This window comes from Myroides odoratus (assembly GCF_001549985.1).
Taxonomy (GTDB): Bacteria; Bacteroidota; Bacteroidia; order Flavobacteriales; family Flavobacteriaceae; genus Flavobacterium; species Flavobacterium odoratum_A.
The window spans coordinates 314,283-337,268 of the sequence record NZ_LROZ01000001.1 but is presented as its reverse complement, the minus strand read 5'-3'; the positions used below and the strand labels follow the sequence as shown (position 1 = coordinate 337,268).

General features: G+C 36.4%; 21 protein-coding genes. 9 read left to right on the top strand and 12 right to left on the bottom strand.

The annotated features are described in order from the left end of the window. Nucleotides 1-16: 16 nt before the first annotated feature. Nucleotides 17-715 (top strand): porin family protein, encoded by a 699-nt coding sequence (locus AWV75_RS01545; protein WP_060872692.1) that lies wholly within the window; start codon nt 17-19, stop codon nt 713-715. A gap of 28 nt (nt 716-743) precedes the next feature. Here the strand turns inward: AWV75_RS01545 and AWV75_RS01540 are convergent, their stop codons facing one another. The 6 genes from AWV75_RS01540 to AWV75_RS01515 all read right to left on the bottom strand — a co-directional run bounded on the left by AWV75_RS01540 (nt 744) and on the right by AWV75_RS01515 (nt 6,865). Then, nucleotides 744-1,355, bottom strand: coding sequence for a hypothetical protein (locus AWV75_RS01540; protein WP_060872691.1), 612 nt, complete (start codon nt 1,353-1,355; stop codon nt 744-746). 41 nt (nt 1,356-1,396) lie between these two features. Further along, complete coding sequence (gene rpoN, locus AWV75_RS01535) at nt 1,397-2,851, bottom strand: RNA polymerase factor sigma-54 (protein ID WP_060872690.1); 1,455 nt, start codon at nt 2,849-2,851, stop codon at nt 1,397-1,399. Between the two features lie 111 nt (nt 2,852-2,962). Further along, the gene (gene asnS, locus AWV75_RS01530; protein WP_060872689.1) at nt 2,963-4,396 is read right to left on the bottom strand and encodes an asparagine--tRNA ligase; all 1,434 of its coding nucleotides are present in this window, start codon (nt 4,394-4,396) and stop codon (nt 2,963-2,965) included. 336 nt (nt 4,397-4,732) lie between these two features. Then, nucleotides 4,733-5,296, bottom strand: a complete 564-nt coding sequence (frr, locus tag AWV75_RS01525) for a ribosome recycling factor (RefSeq protein ID WP_060872688.1) — start codon at nt 5,294-5,296, stop codon at nt 4,733-4,735. A gap of 8 nt (nt 5,297-5,304) precedes the next feature. Beyond that, the gene (gene pyrH / locus AWV75_RS01520) at nt 5,305-6,024 is read right to left on the bottom strand and encodes a UMP kinase (protein ID WP_002989830.1); all 720 of its coding nucleotides are present in this window, start codon (nt 6,022-6,024) and stop codon (nt 5,305-5,307) included. A gap of 46 nt (nt 6,025-6,070) precedes the next feature. Beyond that, nucleotides 6,071-6,865 (bottom strand): patatin-like phospholipase family protein, encoded by a 795-nt coding sequence (locus tag AWV75_RS01515; RefSeq protein WP_060872687.1) that lies wholly within the window; start codon nt 6,863-6,865, stop codon nt 6,071-6,073. Nucleotides 6,866-6,934: 69 nt separating this feature from the next. Here AWV75_RS01515 and AWV75_RS01510 point away from each other — a divergent pair, with 69 nt between their 5' ends. Then, nucleotides 6,935-7,537 carry a thioredoxin family protein gene (locus AWV75_RS01510; protein WP_060872686.1) on the top strand — a complete coding sequence of 201 codons (603 nt, stop codon included), beginning with the start codon at nt 6,935-6,937 and terminating at the stop codon, nt 7,535-7,537. 13 nt (nt 7,538-7,550) lie between these two features. On the opposite strand, the gene AWV75_RS01505 is transcribed toward AWV75_RS01510, so the two are convergent. Further along, on the bottom strand, nt 7,551-8,174 hold the full coding sequence (locus tag AWV75_RS01505; RefSeq protein WP_060872685.1) for a YiiX/YebB-like N1pC/P60 family cysteine hydrolase: 624 nt from the start codon (nt 8,172-8,174) through the stop codon (nt 7,551-7,553). Between the two features lie 194 nt (nt 8,175-8,368). On the opposite strand from AWV75_RS01505, the gene AWV75_RS01500 reads away from it, so the two are divergent. Both AWV75_RS01500 and AWV75_RS01495 read left to right on the top strand, forming a co-directional pair. Further along, nucleotides 8,369-9,874, top strand: coding sequence for an aldehyde dehydrogenase family protein (locus tag AWV75_RS01500; RefSeq protein WP_060872684.1), 1,506 nt, complete (start codon nt 8,369-8,371; stop codon nt 9,872-9,874). 11 nt (nt 9,875-9,885) lie between these two features. Further along, on the top strand, nt 9,886-10,266 hold the full coding sequence (locus AWV75_RS01495; RefSeq protein WP_060872683.1) for a DUF779 domain-containing protein: 381 nt from the start codon (nt 9,886-9,888) through the stop codon (nt 10,264-10,266). Nucleotides 10,267-10,332: 66 nt separating this feature from the next. Here AWV75_RS01495 and truB read toward each other — a convergent pair whose 3' ends face one another. Genes truB through AWV75_RS01475 form a run of 4 tightly spaced genes read right to left on the bottom strand, consistent with a single transcriptional unit; the run spans nt 10,333 to nt 12,988 of the window. Continuing rightward, entirely contained in the window at nt 10,333-11,034 is a 702-nt protein-coding gene (truB, locus tag AWV75_RS01490) for a tRNA pseudouridine(55) synthase TruB (RefSeq protein WP_060872682.1), read from the bottom strand. Nucleotides 11,035-11,036: 2 nt separating this feature from the next. Beyond that, nucleotides 11,037-11,846, bottom strand: coding sequence for an undecaprenyl-diphosphate phosphatase (locus AWV75_RS01485; RefSeq protein ID WP_060872681.1), 810 nt, complete (start codon nt 11,844-11,846; stop codon nt 11,037-11,039). 12 nt (nt 11,847-11,858) lie between these two features. Then, a complete protein-coding gene (locus AWV75_RS01480) occupies nt 11,859-12,104 on the bottom strand; it encodes a DUF3098 domain-containing protein (RefSeq protein ID WP_002989845.1) in 246 nt (81 codons plus the stop codon). Nucleotides 12,105-12,106: 2 nt separating this feature from the next. Further along, nucleotides 12,107-12,988 carry a cell division protein FtsX gene (locus AWV75_RS01475; RefSeq protein ID WP_060872680.1) on the bottom strand — a complete coding sequence of 294 codons (882 nt, stop codon included), beginning with the start codon at nt 12,986-12,988 and terminating at the stop codon, nt 12,107-12,109. 165 nt (nt 12,989-13,153) lie between these two features. On the opposite strand from AWV75_RS01475, the gene leuS reads away from it, so the two are divergent. After that, nucleotides 13,154-15,967 carry a leucine--tRNA ligase gene (gene leuS, locus AWV75_RS01470; protein ID WP_060872986.1) on the top strand — a complete coding sequence of 938 codons (2,814 nt, stop codon included), beginning with the start codon at nt 13,154-13,156 and terminating at the stop codon, nt 15,965-15,967. A gap of 58 nt (nt 15,968-16,025) precedes the next feature. Here leuS and AWV75_RS01465 read toward each other — a convergent pair whose 3' ends face one another. Beyond that, entirely contained in the window at nt 16,026-16,406 is a 381-nt protein-coding gene (locus AWV75_RS01465; RefSeq protein WP_002989848.1) for an SPOR domain-containing protein, read from the bottom strand. Nucleotides 16,407-16,626: 220 nt separating this feature from the next. Here AWV75_RS01465 and AWV75_RS01460 point away from each other — a divergent pair, with 220 nt between their 5' ends. From AWV75_RS01460 to AWV75_RS01445, 4 genes are read left to right on the top strand one after another with little or no spacing between them, the layout of a single operon-like run. Then, complete coding sequence (locus AWV75_RS01460; protein WP_060872679.1) at nt 16,627-17,913, top strand: c-type cytochrome; 1,287 nt, start codon at nt 16,627-16,629, stop codon at nt 17,911-17,913. 37 nt (nt 17,914-17,950) lie between these two features. Beyond that, nucleotides 17,951-21,001 (top strand): TAT-variant-translocated molybdopterin oxidoreductase, encoded by a 3,051-nt coding sequence (locus AWV75_RS01455; RefSeq protein WP_060872678.1) that lies wholly within the window; start codon nt 17,951-17,953, stop codon nt 20,999-21,001. Nucleotides 21,002-21,041: 40 nt separating this feature from the next. Next, nucleotides 21,042-22,451 carry an NrfD/PsrC family molybdoenzyme membrane anchor subunit gene (gene nrfD, locus AWV75_RS01450; RefSeq protein WP_060872677.1) on the top strand — a complete coding sequence of 470 codons (1,410 nt, stop codon included), beginning with the start codon at nt 21,042-21,044 and terminating at the stop codon, nt 22,449-22,451. A gap of 6 nt (nt 22,452-22,457) precedes the next feature. Further along, complete coding sequence (locus AWV75_RS01445; protein ID WP_060872676.1) at nt 22,458-22,979, top strand: DUF3341 domain-containing protein; 522 nt, start codon at nt 22,458-22,460, stop codon at nt 22,977-22,979. The last annotated feature ends 7 nt before the right edge of the window (nt 22,980-22,986 follow it).

Sequence of the window (22,986 nt, the reverse complement as noted above, 5' to 3'; positions counted from 1 at the left end):
TTTATAAATTAGCATCATGAAGAATGTCTTTTTACTTGGTATATGCTGTTTACTTTCGTCCTTTTCTTTTGCACAGGAAGATGAGGTGTTAGCGGATTTGACTAGTAAAAAGGACAGCGCAACACTGGATTATAAGTATAGGGAAGACCAATTTTACTTTGGAATATCTCATACCTTGATGCAAGGTAAACCGGTCGGGTTTAAAGGAAATTCTGTTTCCCTGGGGATGGATATTGGTTTTTTGAGGGATTTTCCAATCAATAAAAGCCGTACGATTGCCATTGCACCTGGTTTCGGATTTTCGTATCAAAATTTGCGCAATAACTTCGGACTAACAGAAGATGGAAACTATACCACCTTGCCAACTTATAAAAGAAACAGTCTTTCGTTGCATATGTTGGATTTACCCATTGAATTGCGATGGAGAACGTCTACTCCAGAAAGCCATAAATTCTGGCGTACGTATGTAGGATTTAAAGCGAGTTATGTGTTGGGAAGTCGCCTTAAAACATCAACCGATACCTATTCTACAACGGTAAGAGGAGATGACAATATCAACAAATGGTTGCTGGGAATGTATGTAGGAGCTGGATTTAATACGTGGAATTTTTATGCCTATTATGGTTTGAATCCTATTTATAAAGAAGCCCCAATCAAAGATGATGCAGAAAAATTGCGCTTGTTTAAAGTGGGCGTGATATTTTATATTTTATAAGGAAAAGAGCTTGAAAAGGCTCTTTTTTTTATTGGGTTAAAAGTACCCAACACAAAATTTGAGGAATAATCCCAATTAATCCACCCAAAGCAACTTCATATGAGGTGTGTGCACGTAAAAATAAACGAGCACTCGCTGTTAGACCTGTAATTAATATACAGCCAATGACTAGAATTAAAGCTGGCGTTTTTTGATGGATAAGCAACAAGATAAGAAATGTTAATCCTGCAGTTAATAAAGTGGTGTGAACACTGAATTTTTGTTTCAAAAAGGCTCCAAGTAATAAGAGTGTATACGATCCAATTAAACCCCAAAAATAAATCTTAAGCTCATACGCACTGTTGTTGTATAAAACCAGCGATTTAAGTGTATAAAGCAGTAAAATGTTAATGGCAAAAGGCACGATGCGCTCTTTCGTTTCATTGACCATTACACTCGATTTAAGAATGCGCAAGGAACGCATCAAATAGTAAATGGAAATGGGAATGAAAAAAGTAACAATGGCTACTTGACTGAGAATAATAGACAGTTCTAATGGCGTAAAATAATAGTACTGAATAAGAAAATACAACCCAACAGTTTGTAAAGGCACCAAAATAGGATGAAAAAGATAGGAAACAAGTTGAGCTAATTTTTTCATGGTGGCCTACCGCAAGGTTAGTGAATGGTTTGTATTTTTAGTTAGATTTTCTTTCTCATTCGAGCGACTGGAATGTCCAATTGTTCTCTGTATTTCGCAACTGTTCTTCGAGCAATAGGATATCCTTTTTCTTTCAGTAAATCCGCAATTTTATCATCAGGATACGGTTTCTTTTTATCCTCATCCATAATGATATTTTCTAGAATCTTCTTGATTTCAATCGTAGATACTTCTTCTCCTTGATCATTCATCATGGCTTCTGAAAAGAAGTTTTTGATCAATTTAGTGCCATAAGGTGTTTCTACGTATTTACTATTAGCAACGCGTGAAATCGTGGAAATATCCAACCCAACTAAATCGGCAATGTCTTTTAGAATCATTGGTTTTAGCTTGGTTTCGTCTCCAGTTAAAAAATATTCTTGTTGATAATGTATAATAGCACTCATGGTAACATATAGCGTTTCATGGCGTTGTTTGATGGCATCAATGAACCACTTCGCTCCATCTAACTTTTGCTTGATGAATTGAACAGCATCTTTTTGAGAGGCACTCGCTTGTGTAGAATCTTTATACGTCTGTAACATCTCTTGATAATCGCGAGAGACGTGTAACTCAGGTGCATTTCTATTGTTTAAAGTTAATTCGATTTCACCATCGACAATTTTGATGGTAAAATCGGGAATCACTTGTTCAATGAAGCGATTAGATCCAGTGTAAGCTCCTCCTGGTTTAGGATTGAGTTTCTCAATTTCATCAATCGCTTTGCGCAATTGATCTTTGGTAATATTATAGCGCGTTAAGAGCTTGTCGTAGTGTTTTTTTGTAAAGGCGTCAAATTGATTTTCAATGATGTCTTTGGCTATGGTAATAGCATCCGTGGGAGTTTTGTGTTTTAATTGCAACAATAAACACTCTTGTAAATCACGTGCACCTACGCCAATTGGCTCAAGTTCATGAACAATGCTCAAGATGTTTTCAACTGTTTCTAAATCAGTGTAAATACCTTGAGTAAAGGCTAAGTCATCCACAATGTCTTGCACGTCACGACGGATATACCCCATTTCATCAATACTCCCCACTAAGAATTCCGCAATGGCTCTATCATGGTCAGAAAGGATGAAGGTATTGAGTTGATTGATTAAATTTTGATGAAAGGATTCTGTTGCAATAATCGGTGCTTCATAGTCCTCATCATCTGAGCTATAATTATTTGCTTGTAATTTGTAATCCGGAATTTCATCATCGCTGAGGTAGTCATCAATATTGATGTCCTCTGTGTCAATGCGTTCATTGTCAAAGTCGTCAAAATCATTGTCTAAACTCTCGAAGTCATCTCCTGTTTCTTCTTTTCCGGTTTCCAAGGCAGGATTTTCAATTAGTTCCTCTTTCAACCTTTGTTCAAAGGCTAAAGTAGGCAATTGAATCAGCTTCATCAACTGGATTTGCTGAGGAGATAATTTTTGAGATAACTTAAGCTGTAAACTTTGTTTTAGCATGCTAAATAAAATTAACGAAATAAAAATGTTTACTTTTAATCAGTATTCCCTCTAAATTAAAGAAAAAATACGATAAAAGTAAACATTTGAAGGGTTTCTTTCTATGAATAATTAAAACGCTGCATTTTGCGGAGTTCTAGGGAAAGGAATAACGTCTCTAATGTTCGTCATACCAGTAACGAATAGTACTAAACGCTCAAATCCAAGACCAAATCCACTGTGTGGAGCTGTACCGAATTTACGGGTGTCTAGATACCACCATAATTCTTCTTTGTCGATTCCCATTGATTCGATTTTGTCTAATAAAACGTCATAACGCTCTTCTCTTTCAGAACCACCTACAATTTCTCCAATTCCAGGGAATAAGATATCCATTGCGCGAACTGTTTTTCCATCCTCGTTCATGCGCATATAAAATGCTTTGATATCTGCTGGATAATCAAATAAGATTACGGGGCATTTGAAGTGTTTTTCTACTAAATAGCGTTCGTGCTCACTTTGTAAATCAGCACCCCATTCTTCAATAATATAGTTGAATTTCTTGTTCTTATTTGGCTTAGAAGCTTTTAAAATATCAATAGCCTCTGTATAGCTTACGCGTTTGAAGTTGTTCTCCGTAATAAAGCGAAGCTTCTCTAATAAAGACATTTCACTGCGTTCAGCTTGTGGCTTGTTCTTCTCTTCTTCTTGCAATCTCTTCTCTAAGAAAGCTAAATCATCTTGACATTTCTCTAGCGTGTAGTTGATGACATATTTAATGAAATCCTCTGCTAAATCCATGTTGTCTGCTAATTTGTTGAACGCAACCTCAGGTTCGATCATCCAGAATTCAGCTAAGTGACGAGATGTATTTGAATTTTCTGCACGGAAAGTAGGACCAAATGTATATACTGATCCCAATGCCATAGCATACGTTTCTGCTTCTAATTGTCCAGATACAGTTAGGTTTGTTGCTTTTCCAAAGAAATCTTCAGAGAAATCAACCGCTCCTTCTTCAGTACGTGGAAGTTTATTTAAATTGAAATTGGTTACTTTAAACATTTCTCCAGCTCCTTCAGCATCAGATCCTGTGATGATTGGTGCATTGAAGTAGAAGAAACCATTGTCTTGGAAATATTTATGTACTGCATAAGAAAGTGTACTTCTTACACGCATAATAGCACCAAAAATGTTTGTTCTAATTCGCAAGTGAGCATTTTCACGTAAAAACTCTAACGAGTGTTTTTTGGGTTGAATTGGATACTCTTCTGGATTGGATTCACCATAAACTTTTAAGTTTTCAACTTGGATTTCTACATTTTGTCCAGCTCCTCTACTTTCAATTAGGGTACCTCTTACAGAAATAGCTGCTCCTGTGTGAATCTTTTTTAATAATTCAGCAGGAAACTTATCTAAGTCAACAACACATTGGATGTTATTGATTGTCGATCCGTCATTTAAAGCAATAAATTGGTTGTTTCTAAATGTCTTTACCCAACCTTTTGCTTTTACTTCGTGCAAAAGTGCCTTCCCGGTAAGTAGATCGATAATTTTGGTGTGTTTCATTTTTGATTATATTTTTGTTACCTGGTAGATCAATTCTTGGAATTGAAATACGAACAAATGTACTAAAAAACAATAGATATTTGTGTAATCAACGAGGTTATTAATCAAAGAATAAAATTGAAATACCGTTTTTGAGCCAGTTGTCAGGAGTCTTTGTAGTTGCTTCCGCCTGAAGTGGGCGGTGAGAGGAGGGTGATACTATAAAAAACCTTGTTTTATTGGACTCGCTATGGACTCAGTATGGAGGCACTATGGACTCATCCTAAAGAAGGTACCAAAAAAAGAGGGTGACCGTTTAGGACACCCTCTTTTACTTGTTTAAGCATTTTCTTTGCTTTATACTTTTAGAATTTCTTCTTCTTTTTTCACTAAGATTTCATCGATTTTCTTTACAAAAGCATCTGTCATTTTTTGTATTTGCTCTTCAGCATCTTTACAAACATCTTCAGAAACTCCGTTTTTCTCTTCTTTCTTGATATCGTTGTTAGCGTCTTTACGCGCATTGCGAATACCAATTTTAGCGTCTTCTGATTCCGCTTTTGCTTGTTTGACCAAGTCTTTACGTCTCTCTTCTGTTAAAGCAGGAATATTGATGATGATATTATCTCCATTATTCATTGGATTCAACCCTAAATTAGCAATCATAATCGCTTTTTCAATAGGTTGTAACATGCTTTTTTCCCAAGGTGTAACCGTTAATGTACGAGCATCTGGAACGTTTACACTTGCTACTTGTGATAGGGGAGTTTGTGAACCGTAATAGTCTACAAAAACACCACCTAACATTTGAGGTGTTGCTTTTCCAGCACGAATATTTAATAAAGATTTTTCTAAGTGAGCAATAGAACCGTCCATTGCCTCTTTTGCACTTGCAATAATTAAATCTATTTCTTCTGTCATAACGTTTATTAATTAATGTTTACGGAAACAGTAGTTCCTACTGAATCATCTCCTTGGCAAACTTTTAGTAAATTGTTTTCTTTATTCATATCGAATACCACAATGGGTAACTCGTTTTCTCTACTCAATGTAAATGCAGTCGTGTCCATCACATTCAATCCTTTGGTTAGCACATCGCTAAATGTGATTTGTTCAAATTTAACGGCTGTAGGATCTTTTTCAGGATCTGCATTGTATACTCCATCAACACGTGTTCCTTTTAAAATAACATCAGCATTGATTTCAACACCTCTTAATACTGCAGCGGTATCTGTAGTGAAATATGGGTTTCCTGTTCCTGCTCCAAAAATTACAATCCTACCTTTTTCCAAGTGACGAACTGCTCTTCTTTTGATATAAGGCTCAGCAACTGCTTCGATTTTCAAGGCTGTCTGTAAACGAGTTAGCATTCCTGCATCTTCTAGAGCTCCTTGAAGAGCCATTCCGTTGATAATCGTTGCAAGCATTCCCATATAGTCTCCTTGAACGCGATCCATCCCTACACTTGCTCCTGCTACTCCTCTAAAAATATTTCCACCACCAATAACAATCGCTATTTCAACACCTAGATCATGTACTTTTTTTACTTCAGCTGCGTACTCAGCTAATCTCTTAGGGTCAATTCCATATTGATTCTCTCCCATTAAAGCTTCTCCACTTAATTTAAGTAGAATTCTTTTGTATTTCATGGATATGATATTTTTAAAGTTTTGCAAATATAAAGATTATATGCTACTATAAAATAGCTTTCTCGAATTTATCCTGATGATTTTTAAACGTTCTACTCGCTGCTTGATATCCCAAGTCAAAAATTTCATCCATGCGTTGCTTATTTCGCTCAAAAGTTGAATATTGAGTGATGTGATGCGATTCAATGAGCCAATCACATAAAATCGATTGGGAGCGGTTGTGATTAGCAGCCATTAAATCATAGGCTCGAATGGCTACAGATCGGAGAGAGTTTAGATTTTTTTTGTCTAATTGCTCAATAGGGCACACATTACTTCCGATGAGAAAATCACAATCCTCTCGAATTAAATCTGTGGCGAAATTGTTGAGGATGCCTCCGTCGCTATACAATTGTTCGTTAATGCTATGGGGCGAAAAAATAGCAGGAAAAGCACTAGAGGCTAAAATTGCATCAATTACGCGAGTGTCAGGGTCAAAAACGTGTATTTCTCCTTTTGCAATATCTGTGGAGTTAATCAGAACAGGAATTGGCAAGTCATCCAAGGTTCTGTTTTCAAAAATAGAGAATAGGTATTTCTCAAATGCATTTGAATCAATTAGCCCTGCTTTTTTAAACGTAAAAAAATGCCAGTTTAACACATTGACAGATTTAAAAAAATCCAAGATCTCATGTGGCGTTAATCCCATCGCATATAAACAAGAAACAATTGATCCAGCACTTGTTCCGGCGAGGATTTTCGGCTTGATGTTTTGCTCCAGTAAAAAGGAAAGAACACCTGCATGAGCTATCCCTTTATAGCCACCTCCAGATAAAGCTAAACCTATTTTTGGGGTTTTCATAAATAAAGTATTGATAGATTAGTGTTTAAAAGTTTAACTTTGAATTCAAACTAATAAAATTAAACAAAAATGAACAAAGTCGAAATAAAAGAATTGAATAATAGCTTTTCTTATGAGGAGTTCCGTTCGTATGTTACAGATGCTCTGCAAAATAACCCAGAGAAATTAAATCTTTCTGCAGATTATTTACCTTATGCGGAATTGAATGAAGCGCGTTTACATCGCTTAGATAAAACGTTGAGTGTAGAGCCTGAAGTGGCTTTAGTAATGGAAAACTTAGGGAAAGAGTATATCTGGTTGGTGATTTCTGAAAGTTGGTGTGGAGATGCGGCTCAGTCTGTACCGATGTTAAATAAAATGGCTAAACTTACGGGGAAAGTAGAGTTGCGTATTGTATTTCGCGATCAAAACTTGGAGTTGATGGATCAATACCTAACCAATGGAGGACGAGCAATTCCAAAGTTGTTAATCGTAGACAAAGAAACATTAGAGGTTTTAGGTCATTGGGGGCCACGCCCTGCTGGTGCAGTACAAGTAGTAAATGATTACAAAGCAGAACACGGGAAATTTGACGAGGATGGAATCATCTTGTTAAACAAGTGGTATACAAAAAATAAAGGCCAACAAGTACAACAAGAAGTTGCTGCATTGATGACCTCAATTGATAACTAAATCTATAGCATCACTATTGTACGATAGGACCTACAATAGTGATGTTTTTTGACCAAGATAAACTCGCTGGATTACATCCTGGAGATCCTTCTGGGATAATCTGATCCAGTTTTTCAAAATACTGCACCCAAACAGGAAAATACTCGCCTGTATATTTAGATTTATAAGTCATAGGATACATCCTAAAAAATTCTTTGTTTTTATTGGCTGCTTTGAAAGCATCATAAATCAATTCTGAGCAATAGTATTTGCTATTAGCATATAAATAATTTTCGTCATAAGGAACGCCAAGTTGTTCTAGGGCAAAGGCTTTGGCTTGAGGAATTAACTTTTCGTGTTTAACAACGAGACGTCCAAGATAGGAGGGTTCTGGTGTTTTATTCAAAAACTGATTGAGGGGTGTGATACAGACTTCAGGCCAAGTCGCTTCAATCACTTGTAAACTGCCTTCGTGTTCAATAACCATTCCGATATGATTGAAGTTTAATCCTTCATATCCATAAGTTACTTCATTAATAGCATCACAAAGCGGACTGCATTTTAAGTTTTGAAATATCAAATCTCCTTCTTTAAATGTTGTCTGCTGAGCATAGCTTATTGTGGATAGTAGTACAATCAGTGCGAGTATTTTTTTCATATTCTTTTCGTGTTTGGACAAAAGTAAAATTATCTCTTTAGATAAGCAATGGAAGCCGTCAATCCTTTATCCAATTGCTTCGAAAACCCACTTTTAGGATTGTGTTAAATTTTATATAATCCATCAACTGGGATTGCCTTTAGGTGTAATTAGTTGTATATTAGGAAAATTAACCATTTAAAACAGCGTTATTTATGTCAAACAATATTCAATTTCCTAAGTTTAAAGAAAAATACGGAAACTATATTAATGGAAAATTTGTTGAACCAGTAAAAGGGAACTACTTCGATTCTATTACGCCTATTACGGGAAAACCATTTGCTAAAGCAGCGCACTCAACAGAAGAGGATTTAATTTTAGCCATTGACGCCGCAGAGAAAGCGTTTGAAACATGGAGCCGTACATCAGCAACAGAACGCAGTAATATCTTAAACCGCATTGCAGATCGCATGGAGCAAAATTTGGATTATATTGCTCAAGTCGAAACTGTAGACAACGGAAAAGCGATACGCGAAACGATGAATGCGGATATTCCATTGGCTATTGATCATTTCCGCTATTTCGCAGGTGTGATTCGAGCAGAGGAAGGTGCTGTAGTTGAATTGGATGAACATACCGTTTCTATGATTGTACATGAACCACTTGGAATTGTGGCTCAAATTATTCCATGGAACTTCCCAATTTTAATGGCGGTTTGGAAATTAGCTCCAGCATTAGCAGCAGGAAACTGTGTGGTATTAAAACCAGCAGAGAGTACGCCAATTTCAATTATGGTGCTGATGGAGTTGATTGGAGATTTAATTCCAGCAGGTGTAATAAACGTTGTCAATGGATTCGGTTCTGAATTAGGACAAAAACTAGTGACAAATCCTAAGATTAACAAAGCAGCGTTTACTGGTTCTACAGCAACTGGACGCTTAGTGATGCAATATGCAACAGAAAACATTATCCCTGTTACTTTAGAACTAGGAGGGAAGTCGCCAAACGTATTCTTTGAATCAATCATGGATCACGATGATGAATACCTAGACAAGGCGATTGAAGGGGCGGTATTATTTGCTCTTAACCAAGGGGAAATTTGTACTTGTCCGTCTCGTTTGTTGATTCAAGAAAGTATTTACGATAAATTTATTGCCCGTGTTATTGAGCGCGTAAAGGCAATTAAAGTTGGAAACCCATTAGACCCGACAACGATGATGGGAGCACAAGCTTCAAAAATTCAATATGACAAGATTAGTTCTTACCTAAAACTGGGTAAAGAAGAAGGGGCTGAAGTATTAGTAGGAGGAGATGTGTATCACTTAGGCGGTGATTTAGAAACGGGATATTATATCCAACCAACCTTGTTTAAGGGAAATAATAAGATGCGTATTTTCCAAGAGGAAATTTTTGGACCAGTATTGGCTGTAACAACATTCAAGGATGAAAAAGAAGCAATTGAAATTGCGAATGATACGTTGTATGGATTAGGAGCAGGAGTATGGACGCGTGATGCGCACCAATTATATCAAATTCCAAGAGCAATTAAAGCGGGACGCGTTTGGGTAAACAACTACCATAGTTACCCTGCAGGTGCTCCATTTGGAGGATATAAACAATCAGGTATTGGACGTGAAAATCACAAAATGATGTTAGGGCATTACCGTCAAACAAAAAACATGTTGATTTCGTACAATAAAAATAAATTAGGATTCTTTTAAAAGAAAATAAGATGTCGAAAGTTAGCCGAATTGATGCAACAGAGAAAGCAAAAGCCTTGATACAAGAATTACAGGCTGAACATGGCGACTTGATGTTTTATCAAGCAGGAGGTTGCTGTGAAGGTACACAACCCATGTGTTTTGTGAAGGGAGGGTATTACTTAAGACGGAGAGATGTCAAAATTGGACAAGTGTGTGGCTTTGACTTTTGGGTTGACCGCGACTTATTTGAGTATTGGAAACACGCTCATTTTACTTTAGACGTAACAGATGGTTTTGGAGCTGGTGGTTTCTCTTTAGAAATACCCAAACAAAAGACCTTCCAAATACATTATCGTATGTTTACACCGGAAGAGCTTCCTGAGCTTGAGGAAGTAATTTTAAATGAATAATTGCTTTAATACGATGAATGCGAAAGGCTACTCTTAGAGTAGCCTTTTATATTTTACGGTTAACAGTTAACCAACAACTGTTACCCTTTTCTCAAATTCCTCAATACTCAAGGCATTTGCTACATCATAGTCGCCAATTTTGGTTCGGCGTAAAGCACTTAAATGGGCACCACTATTTAGTTTTTCTCCAAAATCAAAAGCAAGGGAACGGATATAAGTTCCTTTGGAACAAGCAACTCTGAAATCAATTTCAGGTAGTGCAACACGAGTGAGTTCGAAGTCTGAAATAGTAATAGGACGTGTGCTTATTTCTACTTCTTCTCCTTTTCTAGCGTGCTCATATAACCTTTTTCCGTCCTTTTTTAAAGCAGAGAAAATAGGAGGGCGTTGCTCGGTTGTACCTAAGAAGCTTGCCCTTGTTTGCTCTATCATTCCTGTTGTGATATGATCGATAGGAAAGGTTTGATTAATCGCTGTTTCAAGATCATAGGAAGGTGTTGTAGCACCTAAATAAAAAGTACCCGTATATTCTTTTTCTTGACCTTGTAAATCTGTAATTGTTTTAGTGGCTTTTCCTGTACAAATCAATAATAATCCAGTAGCTAAAGGATCTAATGTTCCTGCGTGCCCTACTTTGATTTTTTTAAGACCATATTCTTTCTTTAAGAGCCATTTAATTTTATTTACGGCTTGGAAAGAAGACCAATGTAAAGGTTTGTCAATCAATAAGACTTGACCTTCCTGAAAAGCTTCAGCTGAAAATTGCATGTTTAGTTTTTTAAGTATCCGAAGTAGATCAATAAAAGAACACCAGCAATGATGCGGTAGTATCCCCAAGGTTTAAATCCGTATTTTTTGATAATTCCAATGAAAAATTTGATGGCAACAATAGAAACAATAAAAGCTAAAACGTTGCCTAAAAGGAATAATTTTAAGTTGTCTGTATTGTCAAAAAGTAATTCATATCCCATTTTTCCAGATTCGTATTTTTTGAATACGATTGAATATACGGTTACAGCAGCCATCGTAGGTACCGCTAAAAAGAATGAAAACTCGGCAGCTACCTGACGAGAAAGCCCTTGTTGCATTCCTCCGATAATTGAGGCTGCAGAGCGGCTTGTTCCAGGCATCATCGCTAAACATTGCCAAAAACCAATTGTTACCGCTTGTTTGATGGTAATGTCTTCTTCGCGTACTGTTTTGGGATTTTTGAAGTATTTATCAATGAAAATCAGGACGAATCCGCCGACAATTAACATGATAGCAATGTAGATGGTTTCTCCTAGAACAGCATCAATTTTATCGTCTAATAACTTCCCTAAAACAAGGGCTGGAATAACGGCGAAAACTAGTTTTTTATAGAATGAAATACGACTGAAATCAAAAAATTTACGCCAATAAAGAACAACTACAGCTAGGATAGCTCCGAATTGAATAGCGGTTTGAAAAAGTTTGACGAAATCATCTTCCTGAATCCCGTAATACGAACTCAAAAAGATCATATGAGCAGTGGATGAAACAGGTAAATATTCAGTAAGTCCTTCTACAATAGCTAGAAGGATGGCTTGTATTAAATCCATAAAATTAGTTTGTTATGATTGTTTTTTATCTTTTTTAAAAATGGAATAAATAGCTACACCAATACCAATAAAAAACACAGCTGGTGCCAAGTGAATTCTTCTAAAACTGTAGATGGCCTCATTAAATTGTGTAGGATCATCATTAGAAGCTCCACCCATAAGAATAAAACTCAAGGCTATAATTGCAAAACTTACTAGAAGTAAGGTATAATTTTGTTTGGAAAACAAAAAGCCTGAAGGGTTGTTATCTTTTTTCATATCTAGTATAGTTCGTCTGATTTAAGGTTTAAGAATCGCTGTGTAGCGAAGAAAGTACTAATGGTTGTAATAATAATACCCGTTAGGATGATACCCAGTCCAACAATAACCAACGGCATATAATTTACTGCAGGATTAAGTTCTAGATCAGGAAATTTCTTATCGAGGTAGAAGGTTAGGGCAACTAAGGCAATAACGGCTAATATTGATCCAATTAGGCCTAAACGCATGCTGTGCCAAATGAATGGACGGCGAATAAAGTTTTTAGTTGCTCCAACCATTTGCATGGTTTTAATGGTAAAGCGACTTGAAAAAATCAATAAGCGCAAAGAGCTGTTGATTAGTAACATAGAAACCACTGTTAAGATAGCTGCAATAATCAGTACCCAATTCGTGATGCGCGTAATGTTGTGATTGACTAATTCAACAAGTTGCTTGTCATAAAGAATTTCTTCAATATTTGGTGTCTTCAAAAAGTCTTTTTCTATAGTGGCTAAACTATCCGTTACAACATAATCTCCTTGAATATAGATATCATACGAGTTTTGAAGGGGATTGTAGCCCAAGAATTCCAAGAAATTCTCTCCTAAATCTTCTTTTTGACTTTCTGCTGCAGCTTCTTTAGAAATAAAGTCAAAGCTTTTGATGTACGGAGACTCGCTTAATTTCTTAGAGAATGCGTCAAATTCTGTTTGAGAAGCCTTATCGTTAAAGAAAATAGTCATAGGAATATTTTCTCGGAAATTATTCGATATTCTTTTGGAGTTAATTACAAATAAACTCAAGGCCCCTAATAAAGATAGAACCAAGAAAATACTTAGTATTACAGAAAAATAAGACGAAATTAATTTTCGCTTTTGGTATTTTTCATAAGTAGACGTCATAATGCAATTTTTAAAGCTGTAAAATTAAAAAACAAAAGTGTTTTTAAAACACAATTACGATTAAACTTTTCTAATTGTTATAAATATAGTTTATTTTTGCGACAAGTTGGCGTTTTTTTTCGAAGTCATCGAGAAAGAACAGGTGTAATAAATGATATTTTTACTATGAAATACAATCCAAGCGAAATTGAAGCGAAATGGCAAAAGTTTTGGAAAGAGAATGAAACTTTTAAAACCTCAAATACATCTGATAAACCGAAGTATTATGTACTAGATATGTTTCCTTATCCATCAGGAGCGGGACTGCACGTGGGGCATCCACTGGGATATATCGCATCAGATATTTTTGCGCGTTACAAAAGACACAAAGGTTTTAATGTGCTACATCCTCAAGGATATGATAGCTTTGGATTACCTGCTGAACAATATGCGATTCAAACAGGACAGCATCCAGCGATTACTACAGAAGTAAATATTACACGTTATAGAGAACAATTAGATCAAATTGGATTTTCTTTTGATTGGTCTCGTGAGATTCGCACTTCCAATGCGGATTACTATAAACATACACAATGGATTTTTATTCAATTGTTTAATGCGTGGTATAATAAGGTGTCAGATAAAGCAGAAGCAATATCAACTTTAGTTGCGTTATTTGAACAAGAAGGAAATGCAAATGTACAAGCGGTTTGCGATGAGTCTATTGCTATTTTTACAGCAGCACAATGGAATACTTTTTCAGCAGAAGAAAAAGAACGAGTGTTGTTGCAATACCGTCTAACTTATTTAGCAGAAACAGAAGTGAACTGGTGTCCAGCTTTGGGTACAGTATTAGCGAATGATGAAATTAAAGATGGTTTATCTGAACGCGGAGGACATCCTGTGATTCGCAAAAAGATGAAACAATGGAGCATGCGTATTTCAGCTTATGCAGAACGCTTGTTGGAAGGATTGAATACAATTGATTGGACGGAGAGTTTAAAAGAAAGTCAACGCAATTGGATTGGTAAATCAGTAGGTGCTTCTGTGATTTTTAATTTAAAAGAATCAACGGATACAATCGAAGTTTTTACAACACGCCCAGATACAATTTTTGGTGTGAGTTTTATGACTTTAGCACCAGAGCATGATTTAGTAAGAAAAATCACAACGGCAGAGCAAAAAGCAGAAGTAGAAGCGTATATCGAAGCTACATCAAAAAGAAGTGAGCGCGATCGTATGGCAGATGTGAAAAAGATCTCAGGTGTTTTTACTGGAGCTTATGCAGAACATCCTTTTACGAAAGAACCAATTGAAATTTGGATTGGAGATTATGTATTAGCGGGATATGGAACAGGAGCTGTTATGGCTGTTCCTGCTGGTGATACGCGTGATTATGCTTTTGCGAAACACTTTGGAATTACAATTAAAAATATTTTCAATCAAGACATCAGTGAAGAAGCATTTGCTGAAAAAGAAGGTTTTGTTTTAGAGAACTCTGATTTCTTGAATGGATTAGCTTATAAAGAAGCTTCGGCTAAAGCAATTGCTGCTATTGAGGCATTGGGTCAAGGAAAGGGAAAAACAAATTACCGTTTGCGTGATGCAGTATTCTCTCGTCAACGTTATTGGGGTGAACCGTTTCCAGTGTTTTATGTAAATGGATTGCCTAAAATGATTGACAAAGCCTATTTGCCAATCTTGTTACCAGAAGTAGAAAAATATTTACCAACTGAGGATGGGCAACCACCTTTAGGAAATGCACATACTTGGGCTTGGGATACCATCAATAATAAGGTGGTTTCAAATGACCTAATTGATGAACAAACAATTTTTCCATTAGAATTAAATACAATGCCAGGTTGGGCAGGTTCTTCTTGGTATTGGATGCGTTATATGGATCCGACTAATGAAGAGTTTATCGCGTCTAAAGAAGCATTGAATTACTGGCAAAATGTTGATTTATATATAGGAGGAAGCGAACATGCAACAGGGCATTTATTGTATAGCCGTTTTTGGAATAAGTTTTTAAAAGATATGGGCGTGGCTCCTACAGAAGAGCCTTTTGCTAAATTGATCAACCAAGGGATGATTTTGGGTACTTCTGCTTTTGTTTACCGAATTGAAGGAACAAATACATTCATCTCTAAGGATATGATTACAGATGAAAAAGTACAGCAGTTATATGCCTATGTTGGATTGGTTAATAATTCATCAGAATTAGATACGGAAGGATTTAAAGCGTGGAGACCTGATTATGCGACTGCAGAATTTATTTTGAATGCAAATGGAAAATACATTGTAGGACATGAAGTAGAGAAAATGTCTAAGTCTTACTATAATGTAGTTAATCCAGATGATATTTGCCAAGAATATGGTGCGGATACGCTGCGTTTATACGAAATGTTCTTAGGACCATTAGAACAAGCGAAACCTTGGAATACAGCTGGTATTTCTGGAGTTTTTGGTTTCTTGAAAAAATTGTGGAGATTGTATGCGGATGATACTGCTGTTGTAGTTGTAGATGAGGAACCAACAAAAGACATGTATAAGTCTTTGCATAAAACAATCAAAAAAGTACAGGAAGATATTGAAGCTTTTTCATTCAATACTTCGGTTTCTCAGTTTATGATTTGTGTAAATGAGTTGGGACAACAAAAATGTCACCACCGAGCTATTTTAGAACCACTAGCTGTGTTGGTTGCTCCTTATGCACCGCATATTGCTGAAGAACTTTGGAGTATGTTAGGTCATACGGGAACAATCGCAGATCAAGCGTTTCCTGAATTTAAAGCAGAATATTTAGTAGAAGATGCCAAAGAATATCCTGTGTCTTTTAATGGAAAAATGCGTTTTAAAATTGAATTGCCGTTGGATTTAAGTGTAGCAGAAATTGAACAAATAATTTTGGCTGACGAAAGAACACAAGCGCAATTACAAGGACGTGAACCTAAAAAATTAATTGTAGTACCAGGAAAAATTATCAACATTGTTGGATAATGTTTCGATATAGAATAAAAAAATCCCGTTGTGCAGCAGTACAACGGGATTTTTGTTTTTATTTTCCTGGTCGAAGAAGTAACGAGTTGTCGAAATCCTTTTTAATGGTTTGAAGGTATCGTTCTGCTTCTAGACGAGTCTTGAAATTTCCTGCTAAAACTTTATAAGAAGGGTTAGAATAAACTAAGGTTGCTTCTAAGTCTGGATAAAGTCTTTTGACGCGACTAAGTGCGGCTTTTGCCTCATTGTTTTTGCCGTAAAAAACTTGAATATTGTATTTATCAGTGTTAAGGCCTGAAGTTGTTGTACTTCTTTTTGCCTCAACTAGTTTTTTTATGGCTAAGGGCTCTTGAATTGCGTTGTTTCGCTCTTGAGCATAACTTATAAGATGCGTAAAAAACAAGCAAAAAAGAACCGGAAATATTCTTAAAATTCTCATAATGAAATGTATTTGAAGCAAATTTACAATTATTCTTGAAAATTGCGTGGAAAGCCTTTATTTAGAACGCGTATAAATTAAAGATTAAGGTCGTTAAAGGTTTTAAGAGTTATGCATAAATTGTATTTTTGTCGGAGTTTGTAAATAAGGTGTATTGGATAATAGTTGATTATTACTGTTATTAGAAAGACCAAGTTTAGTTGAAAATCAATTTATAACTATGAAAAAAGTGGGTAACCATAATTCGTTTTCAAAGATTTTATTCTTTTGTTTAGCATTAATGCTATCGTTTTCTACAATTTCGTTTGCGCAGGATGCAGCAAAAGGTAAGGAATTGTTTAATTCTAACTGTGCGGCATGTCATAAGTTAGACGGGGCTTCTACTGGACCTGCACTTCGTGGAGTTGTTGAACGTCACGACGGGGATGTAGAGTGGCTACACAAGTGGATTAAAAGTAGTTCATCTTTGATTAAATCTGGTGACGCTCGTGCAGTAAAACTGTTCAGCGAGTGGAACAAAGTTGTAATGAACGACTTCCCAGGTTTATCTGACCAAAATATTGACGATATTTTGGCGTATGTATCTGAACCAAAAGCTGAACCTGCTGCCGCTGTGGCTGGAGGTGCTGATGCTGCTAAAGGACAAGGAGCAGGTGGAGATGCAGTTTCTAATATGATTGTATTAGGAGCATTAGTAGTAGTATTGTTATTATTGGTAACGATGCTTTTCCTTGTTAAAAAAGTATTGAATAAAGTTGTTGAGGCTAATGGATTAACAGAAGAGGTTCGTCAAACAGTTCCAGTATGGAAAGCGTTTGTGAAAAACCAATTCTTAGTAATCTGCTCTACTATTATCTTTATTCTAATTGGATCGTATTTTGCTTATGGCTATATGATGCAAATAGGAGTAGATAAAGGATATGAGCCTGTACAGCCAATTCACTTTTCACACAAAATTCACGCAGGAGATAATGGTATTGATTGTAAATACTGTCACTCATCTGCAAGATCAAGTAAAACTTCAGGAATTCCATCATTGAATGTTTGTATGAACTGTCATAAAAACATTAGTGAGTTTACAGGTGATGCTGGAACAGACTATGGAAAATATACTCCAGAGTTTTACACTGCTGAGATTCAAAAGTTATATGACGCTGTTGGATGGGATCCTGCTGCTCAAAAATATACTGGTAAAGAGAAGCCTGTAAAATGGGTTCGTATTCATAATTTACCTGATTTCGTTTACTACAATCACTCACAACACGTAAATGTTGCTGGTTTAGAATGTCAAACTTGCCACGGACCAGTTGAAGAAATGGAAATCATGAGACAACACTCTCCATTGACAATGGGATGGTGTATCGACTGTCACAGAACGACTGATGTTAAGTTAAAGGATAATGCTTACTATGCTAAAATCCATGAAGAACTTGCAAACAAGTACGGAGTAGAGAAGTTGACAGTTGCTCAAATGGGTGGACTTGAGTGTGGTAAATGTCACTATTAAGAATTATTTAAGAATAAGAAGCTAATATTTATATACAATGGCATCAAACAAAAAATACTGGAAAAGTGTTGAAGAGCTGAATGATAATAGTTCTATTGTTGAGACGCTAAGAAACAATGAGTTTGTTGAGGAAATTCCTACAGATGAATTTCTTGGAGACAAAAACAAATTGTCTTCTTCTTCAACAACTCGTCGAGACTTTTTGAAATATGTTGGTTTTTCAACAGCTGCAGCAACGTTAGCAGCTTGTGAGGGACCAGTAATAAAGTCAATTCCTTACGTAGTTCAACCAGAGGAAATTATCCCTGGAATTGCGGATTACTACGCGACTACAATCGCAGATGGTTTTGATTTTGTGAATGTTTTGGTTAAGACTCGTGAGGGTCGTCCAATCAAAATTGATAATAACAAACTTGCAAATGCATATTCTGGTGCGAATGCACGTGTGCATGCATCAGTACTTTCGATGTATGATAGCTTGCGATTAAAAGCGCCAAAAATCGAAGGAAAAAATGCTTCTTGGGATGATGTAGATGCTAAGGTAAGAGCAAGTTTACAAGATGCTAAATCAACTGGAGGTAGCGTTGTATTATTGACAAATACAATGGCAAGTCCTTCTACTGATAAATTAATCGGAGAGTTTATCGAAACTTATCCAAATGCGAAACACGTAGTGTACGATGCAATTTCATCTTCTGCAGCTGCAGATGCTTATGAACAAGCATACGGAAAACGTGGATTAGCTGATTACGATTTCGGTAAAGCGAGTGTAATCGTTTCTGTAGGTGCAGATTTCTTAGGAGATTGGCAAGGTGGAGGATACGATTCAGCTTACGCACAAAATCGTATTCCTAAAAATGGAGTAATGTCTAAGCATATTCAGATTGAAGCTAATATGAGTCTTTCTGGAGCTAATGCTGACGTTCGTCTTCCATTATCTGTTGCTGATCAAAAAGCAGCATTAGTGAAATTGTACAATGCAATTGTAGGAGGATCTGTTTCTTCAGCTAATACAGCGTACGACGAAGCTATTATGAAAGCAGCTAAACAAGTAAAAGCAGCAGGTTCAAAAGGAGTTGTTGTTACAGGTTTAGACGATGTAAATGCTCAATTGGTTGTTTTTGCAATTAACGAAGCATTACAAGCTGAGGCTTTCATGCCAGAACAAACAAAATACGTAAGACAAGGTAATGCTGCAAAAGTTACTGAGTTAATTAAAGAAATGAACGCAGGTAAAGTTCATACATTAATTATGTCAGGAATCAACCCAGTATATACGTTAGCAAATAGTGCTGCTTTTGTTGAAGGATTGAAGAAAGTGAAAACTTCAGTTAGCTTCTCAATGAAAGAAGACGAAACTGCTTTAGAGGCTACAATCGCAGCAGCTACTCCTCATTATTTAGAGGCTTGGGGTGATGTGATGATTAAAAAAGGTCACTATTCAGTTACACAGCCTACAATCAGACCTTTATTTGATACAAGACAATTCCAAGAGGCTTTATTGTTGTGGAATGGAAATAATACAGCATATTATGACTACATCAAAGCAACTAGCGCTTCTTATGTAAATGGATTAACTTGGAATCAATTGGTTCACGATGGTTTCGCTGTATCAGGTGAAAATACCAAAGTATCAGCTACTGCTGATTTCTCTTCTGCTGTTGCTGCTTTAAGCAAAGCGAAAAAAGGAGAAGGTTTGGAGTTAGTATTATACTCTAAAACGGGTATGGGTGATGGACAACAAGCAAATAACCCTTGGTTACAAGAGTTTCCAGATCCAATCACACGTGTTTCATGGGATAACTACTTAACGATCTCTCGTGTTGATGCAGAAGCTTTCGGAATTGAAAACTTCCACGTAGCTAACGGTGGTTTAGATGGTAGCTATGTTACAATTACTGCAAATGGTGTTACATTAGAAAATGTACCTGCATTAATTCAACCAGGACAAGCGGCTGGAACAGTTGGTTTAGCTTTCGGTTACGGAAGAAAAGCTAGCTTAAAAGAAGATATGCAAGTAGGTGTTAATGCTTACACCTTATATCACAACTTCGAAAATGTACAAAATGTTACTGTAGCGAAAGCATCAGGAAACCATGAGTTTGCTTGTGTTCAGTTACAAAACACATTAATGAGTAGAGGTGATATTGTTAAAGATACTACATTAGAAATTTTCAATACAAAAGATGCTGAAGAGTGGAATGTATTCCCAATGGTTTCTTACGATCACCAAGAAGTAAGAGCGGCGTCAATTGATATCTGGGAATCATTCGATCGTACTGTAGGTCATCACTTTAATTTATCGATTGATTTAAATGCTTGTACTGGATGTGGGGCTTGTGTTATTGCATGTCACGCTGAAAATAACGTACCAGTAGTTGGTAAATCAGAGGTAAGAAGAAGTAGAGATATGCACTGGTTGCGTATTGATAGATACTATTCATCAGAAGATACATTTGCTGCAGATGTTGATAAGAAAGTAACAGCAAAAGGATTCTCAGAAGCTCGTTCTGCTTATATTGAATTAGAGCACCCTGCGGATAATCCACAAGTTGTTTTCCAACCTGTAATGTGTCAGCATTGTAATCATGCTCCTTGTGAAACAGTATGTCCAGTAGCTGCTACATCACACGGTCGCCAAGGTCAAAACCATATGGCTTATAACCGTTGTGTTGGTACTAGATACTGTGCAAACAACTGTCCTTATAAGGTTAGACGTTTCAACTGGTTCTTATATGCTCAAAATGATGAGTTCGATTTCCACATGAATGATGATTTAGGACGTATGGTATTAAACCCAGACGTTGTAGTTCGTTCAAGAGGGGTAATGGAAAAATGTTCATTGTGTATTCAAATGACACAAGCGACAATCTTGAAAGCGAAGAATGAAGGTAGAGCGGTTCGTCCAAACGAATTCGAAACTGCTTGTTCTGCGGCTTGTTCAAGTGGAGCTATGGTATTTGGAGATGTTAATGAAAAAGAATCAGAAATTACTAAATTAGCTGAATCAGATAGAACATACCACTTGTTAGAGCACATTGGTACAAAACCAAATGTATTCTACCACGTTAAGGTTAGAAATATCTAGTTTAAAAAGAATTATTAATTAAAGAAACATATAAAGGATTATGTCGTCACATTACGAAGCACCCATTAGAAAACCTTTAGTTATCGGTAAGAAATCTTACCACGATATAACTGTGGATGTGGCTAGACCTGTTGAAGGACGAGCAAATAAATTATGGTGGAGAGTTTTCACTATTGCTTTGTTAGCTTTCCTATGGGGAGTAGGCTGTATGGCTTATACTGTAGGAACAGGTATAGGTACTTGGGGATTAAATAAAACTGTTGGATGGGCTTGGGATATTACCAATTTCGTTTGGTGGGTTGGTATCGGTCACGCCGGTACATTAATTTCTGCTGTATTATTATTATTTAGACAAAAATGGAGAATGGCTATTAACCGTTCTGCTGAGGCAATGACAATTTTCTCAGTAGTTCAGGCTGGTTTATTCCCTATTATACATATGGGACGCCCTTGGTTAGCGTACTGGGTATTGCCAATTCCAAACCAATTCGGTTCGTTATGGGTAAACTTTAACTCGCCGTTATTATGGGACGTATTCGCGATTTCTACGTATTTATCAGTATCATTAGTTTTCTGGTGGACTGGTTTATTACCTGACTTCGCTATGTTACGTGATAGAGCAATCACTCCATTTACAAAAAGAGTATATTCAATTTTATCTTTCGGTTGGTCTGGTAGAGCAAAAGATTGGCAACGTTTTGAGGAAGTTTCATTAGTATTAGCTGGTTTAGCTACTCCTCTTGTACTTTCTGTACACACGATTGTATCTTTTGACTTTGCTACGTCAGTTATCCCAGGATGGCATACAACAATCTTACCTCCATACTTCGTTGCGGGTGCGATCTTCTCTGGATTCGCAATGGTAAACACGTTGTTGATTATCATGAGAAAAGTATCGAACTTAGAAGATTATATTACAGTTCAACACATCGAGTTGATGAACATCATTGTAATGATTACTGGATCTGTAGTTGGGGTTGCTTATATTACAGAGTTATGGGTAGCTTGGTATTCAGGAGTAGAGTATGAACAATACGCTTTCTTAAACCGTGCTTCTGGTCCATACTGGTGGTCATATTGGTTGATGATGACTTGTAACGTAATTTCTCCGCAAGTTATGTGGGTGAAAAAAATTAGAACAAACATCATGGCATCGTTTATTATTTCAATCATTGTAAACATAGGGATGTGGTTCGAGCGTTTCGTAATTATCGTTACATCGTTACACAGAGATTACTTGCCATCATCTTGGACAATGTTCCAACCAACATTTGTTGATGCTGGTATTTATATTGGAACAATCGGTTTCTTCTTCGTGTTATTCTTGTTATATTCAAGAAGTTTCCCTGTAATTGCGCAAGCAGAGGTGAAAACTATCTTGAAATCATCAGGTGAATACTACAAAAAAGAAAGAGATAGTAAAGAAGGTCATCAATCATTAAATCACTAATTCGATATGAGTAATAAGTTTATTCACGCAATATACAATGATGATGATGTGTTGTTAGATGCAGTTAAAGAAACAAGATCTGCTCACCATCACATTGAAGAGATATACACGCCTTTCCCAGTTCACGGACTAGATAAGGCGATGGGACTAAAACCAACTAGATTAGCTATTTGTGCATTCTTATACGGTTTAGTAGGGTTGTCATTTGGTACAAGTATGATGTATTTCATCATGATTGTAGATTGGCCGCAAGATATTGGAGGTAAACCTAGTTTTAGTTTTATTCAAAATATGCCAGCTTTCGTGCCTATTATGTTTGAGATGACTGTGTTGTTTTCTGCCCACTTAATGGTATTAACTTTCTTCTTTAGAAGTAAATTATGGCCGTTTAAAACAGCTGAAAACCCAGATGTAAGAACAACTGATGACCATTTCTTAATGGAGGTTGCTTTACATGGAGACGAAAATACTGCAATTGAATTTTTCAAAGGTACAGGAGCAGTTGAAGTTAAAGTAATTGAAAAGTAATAGTAGC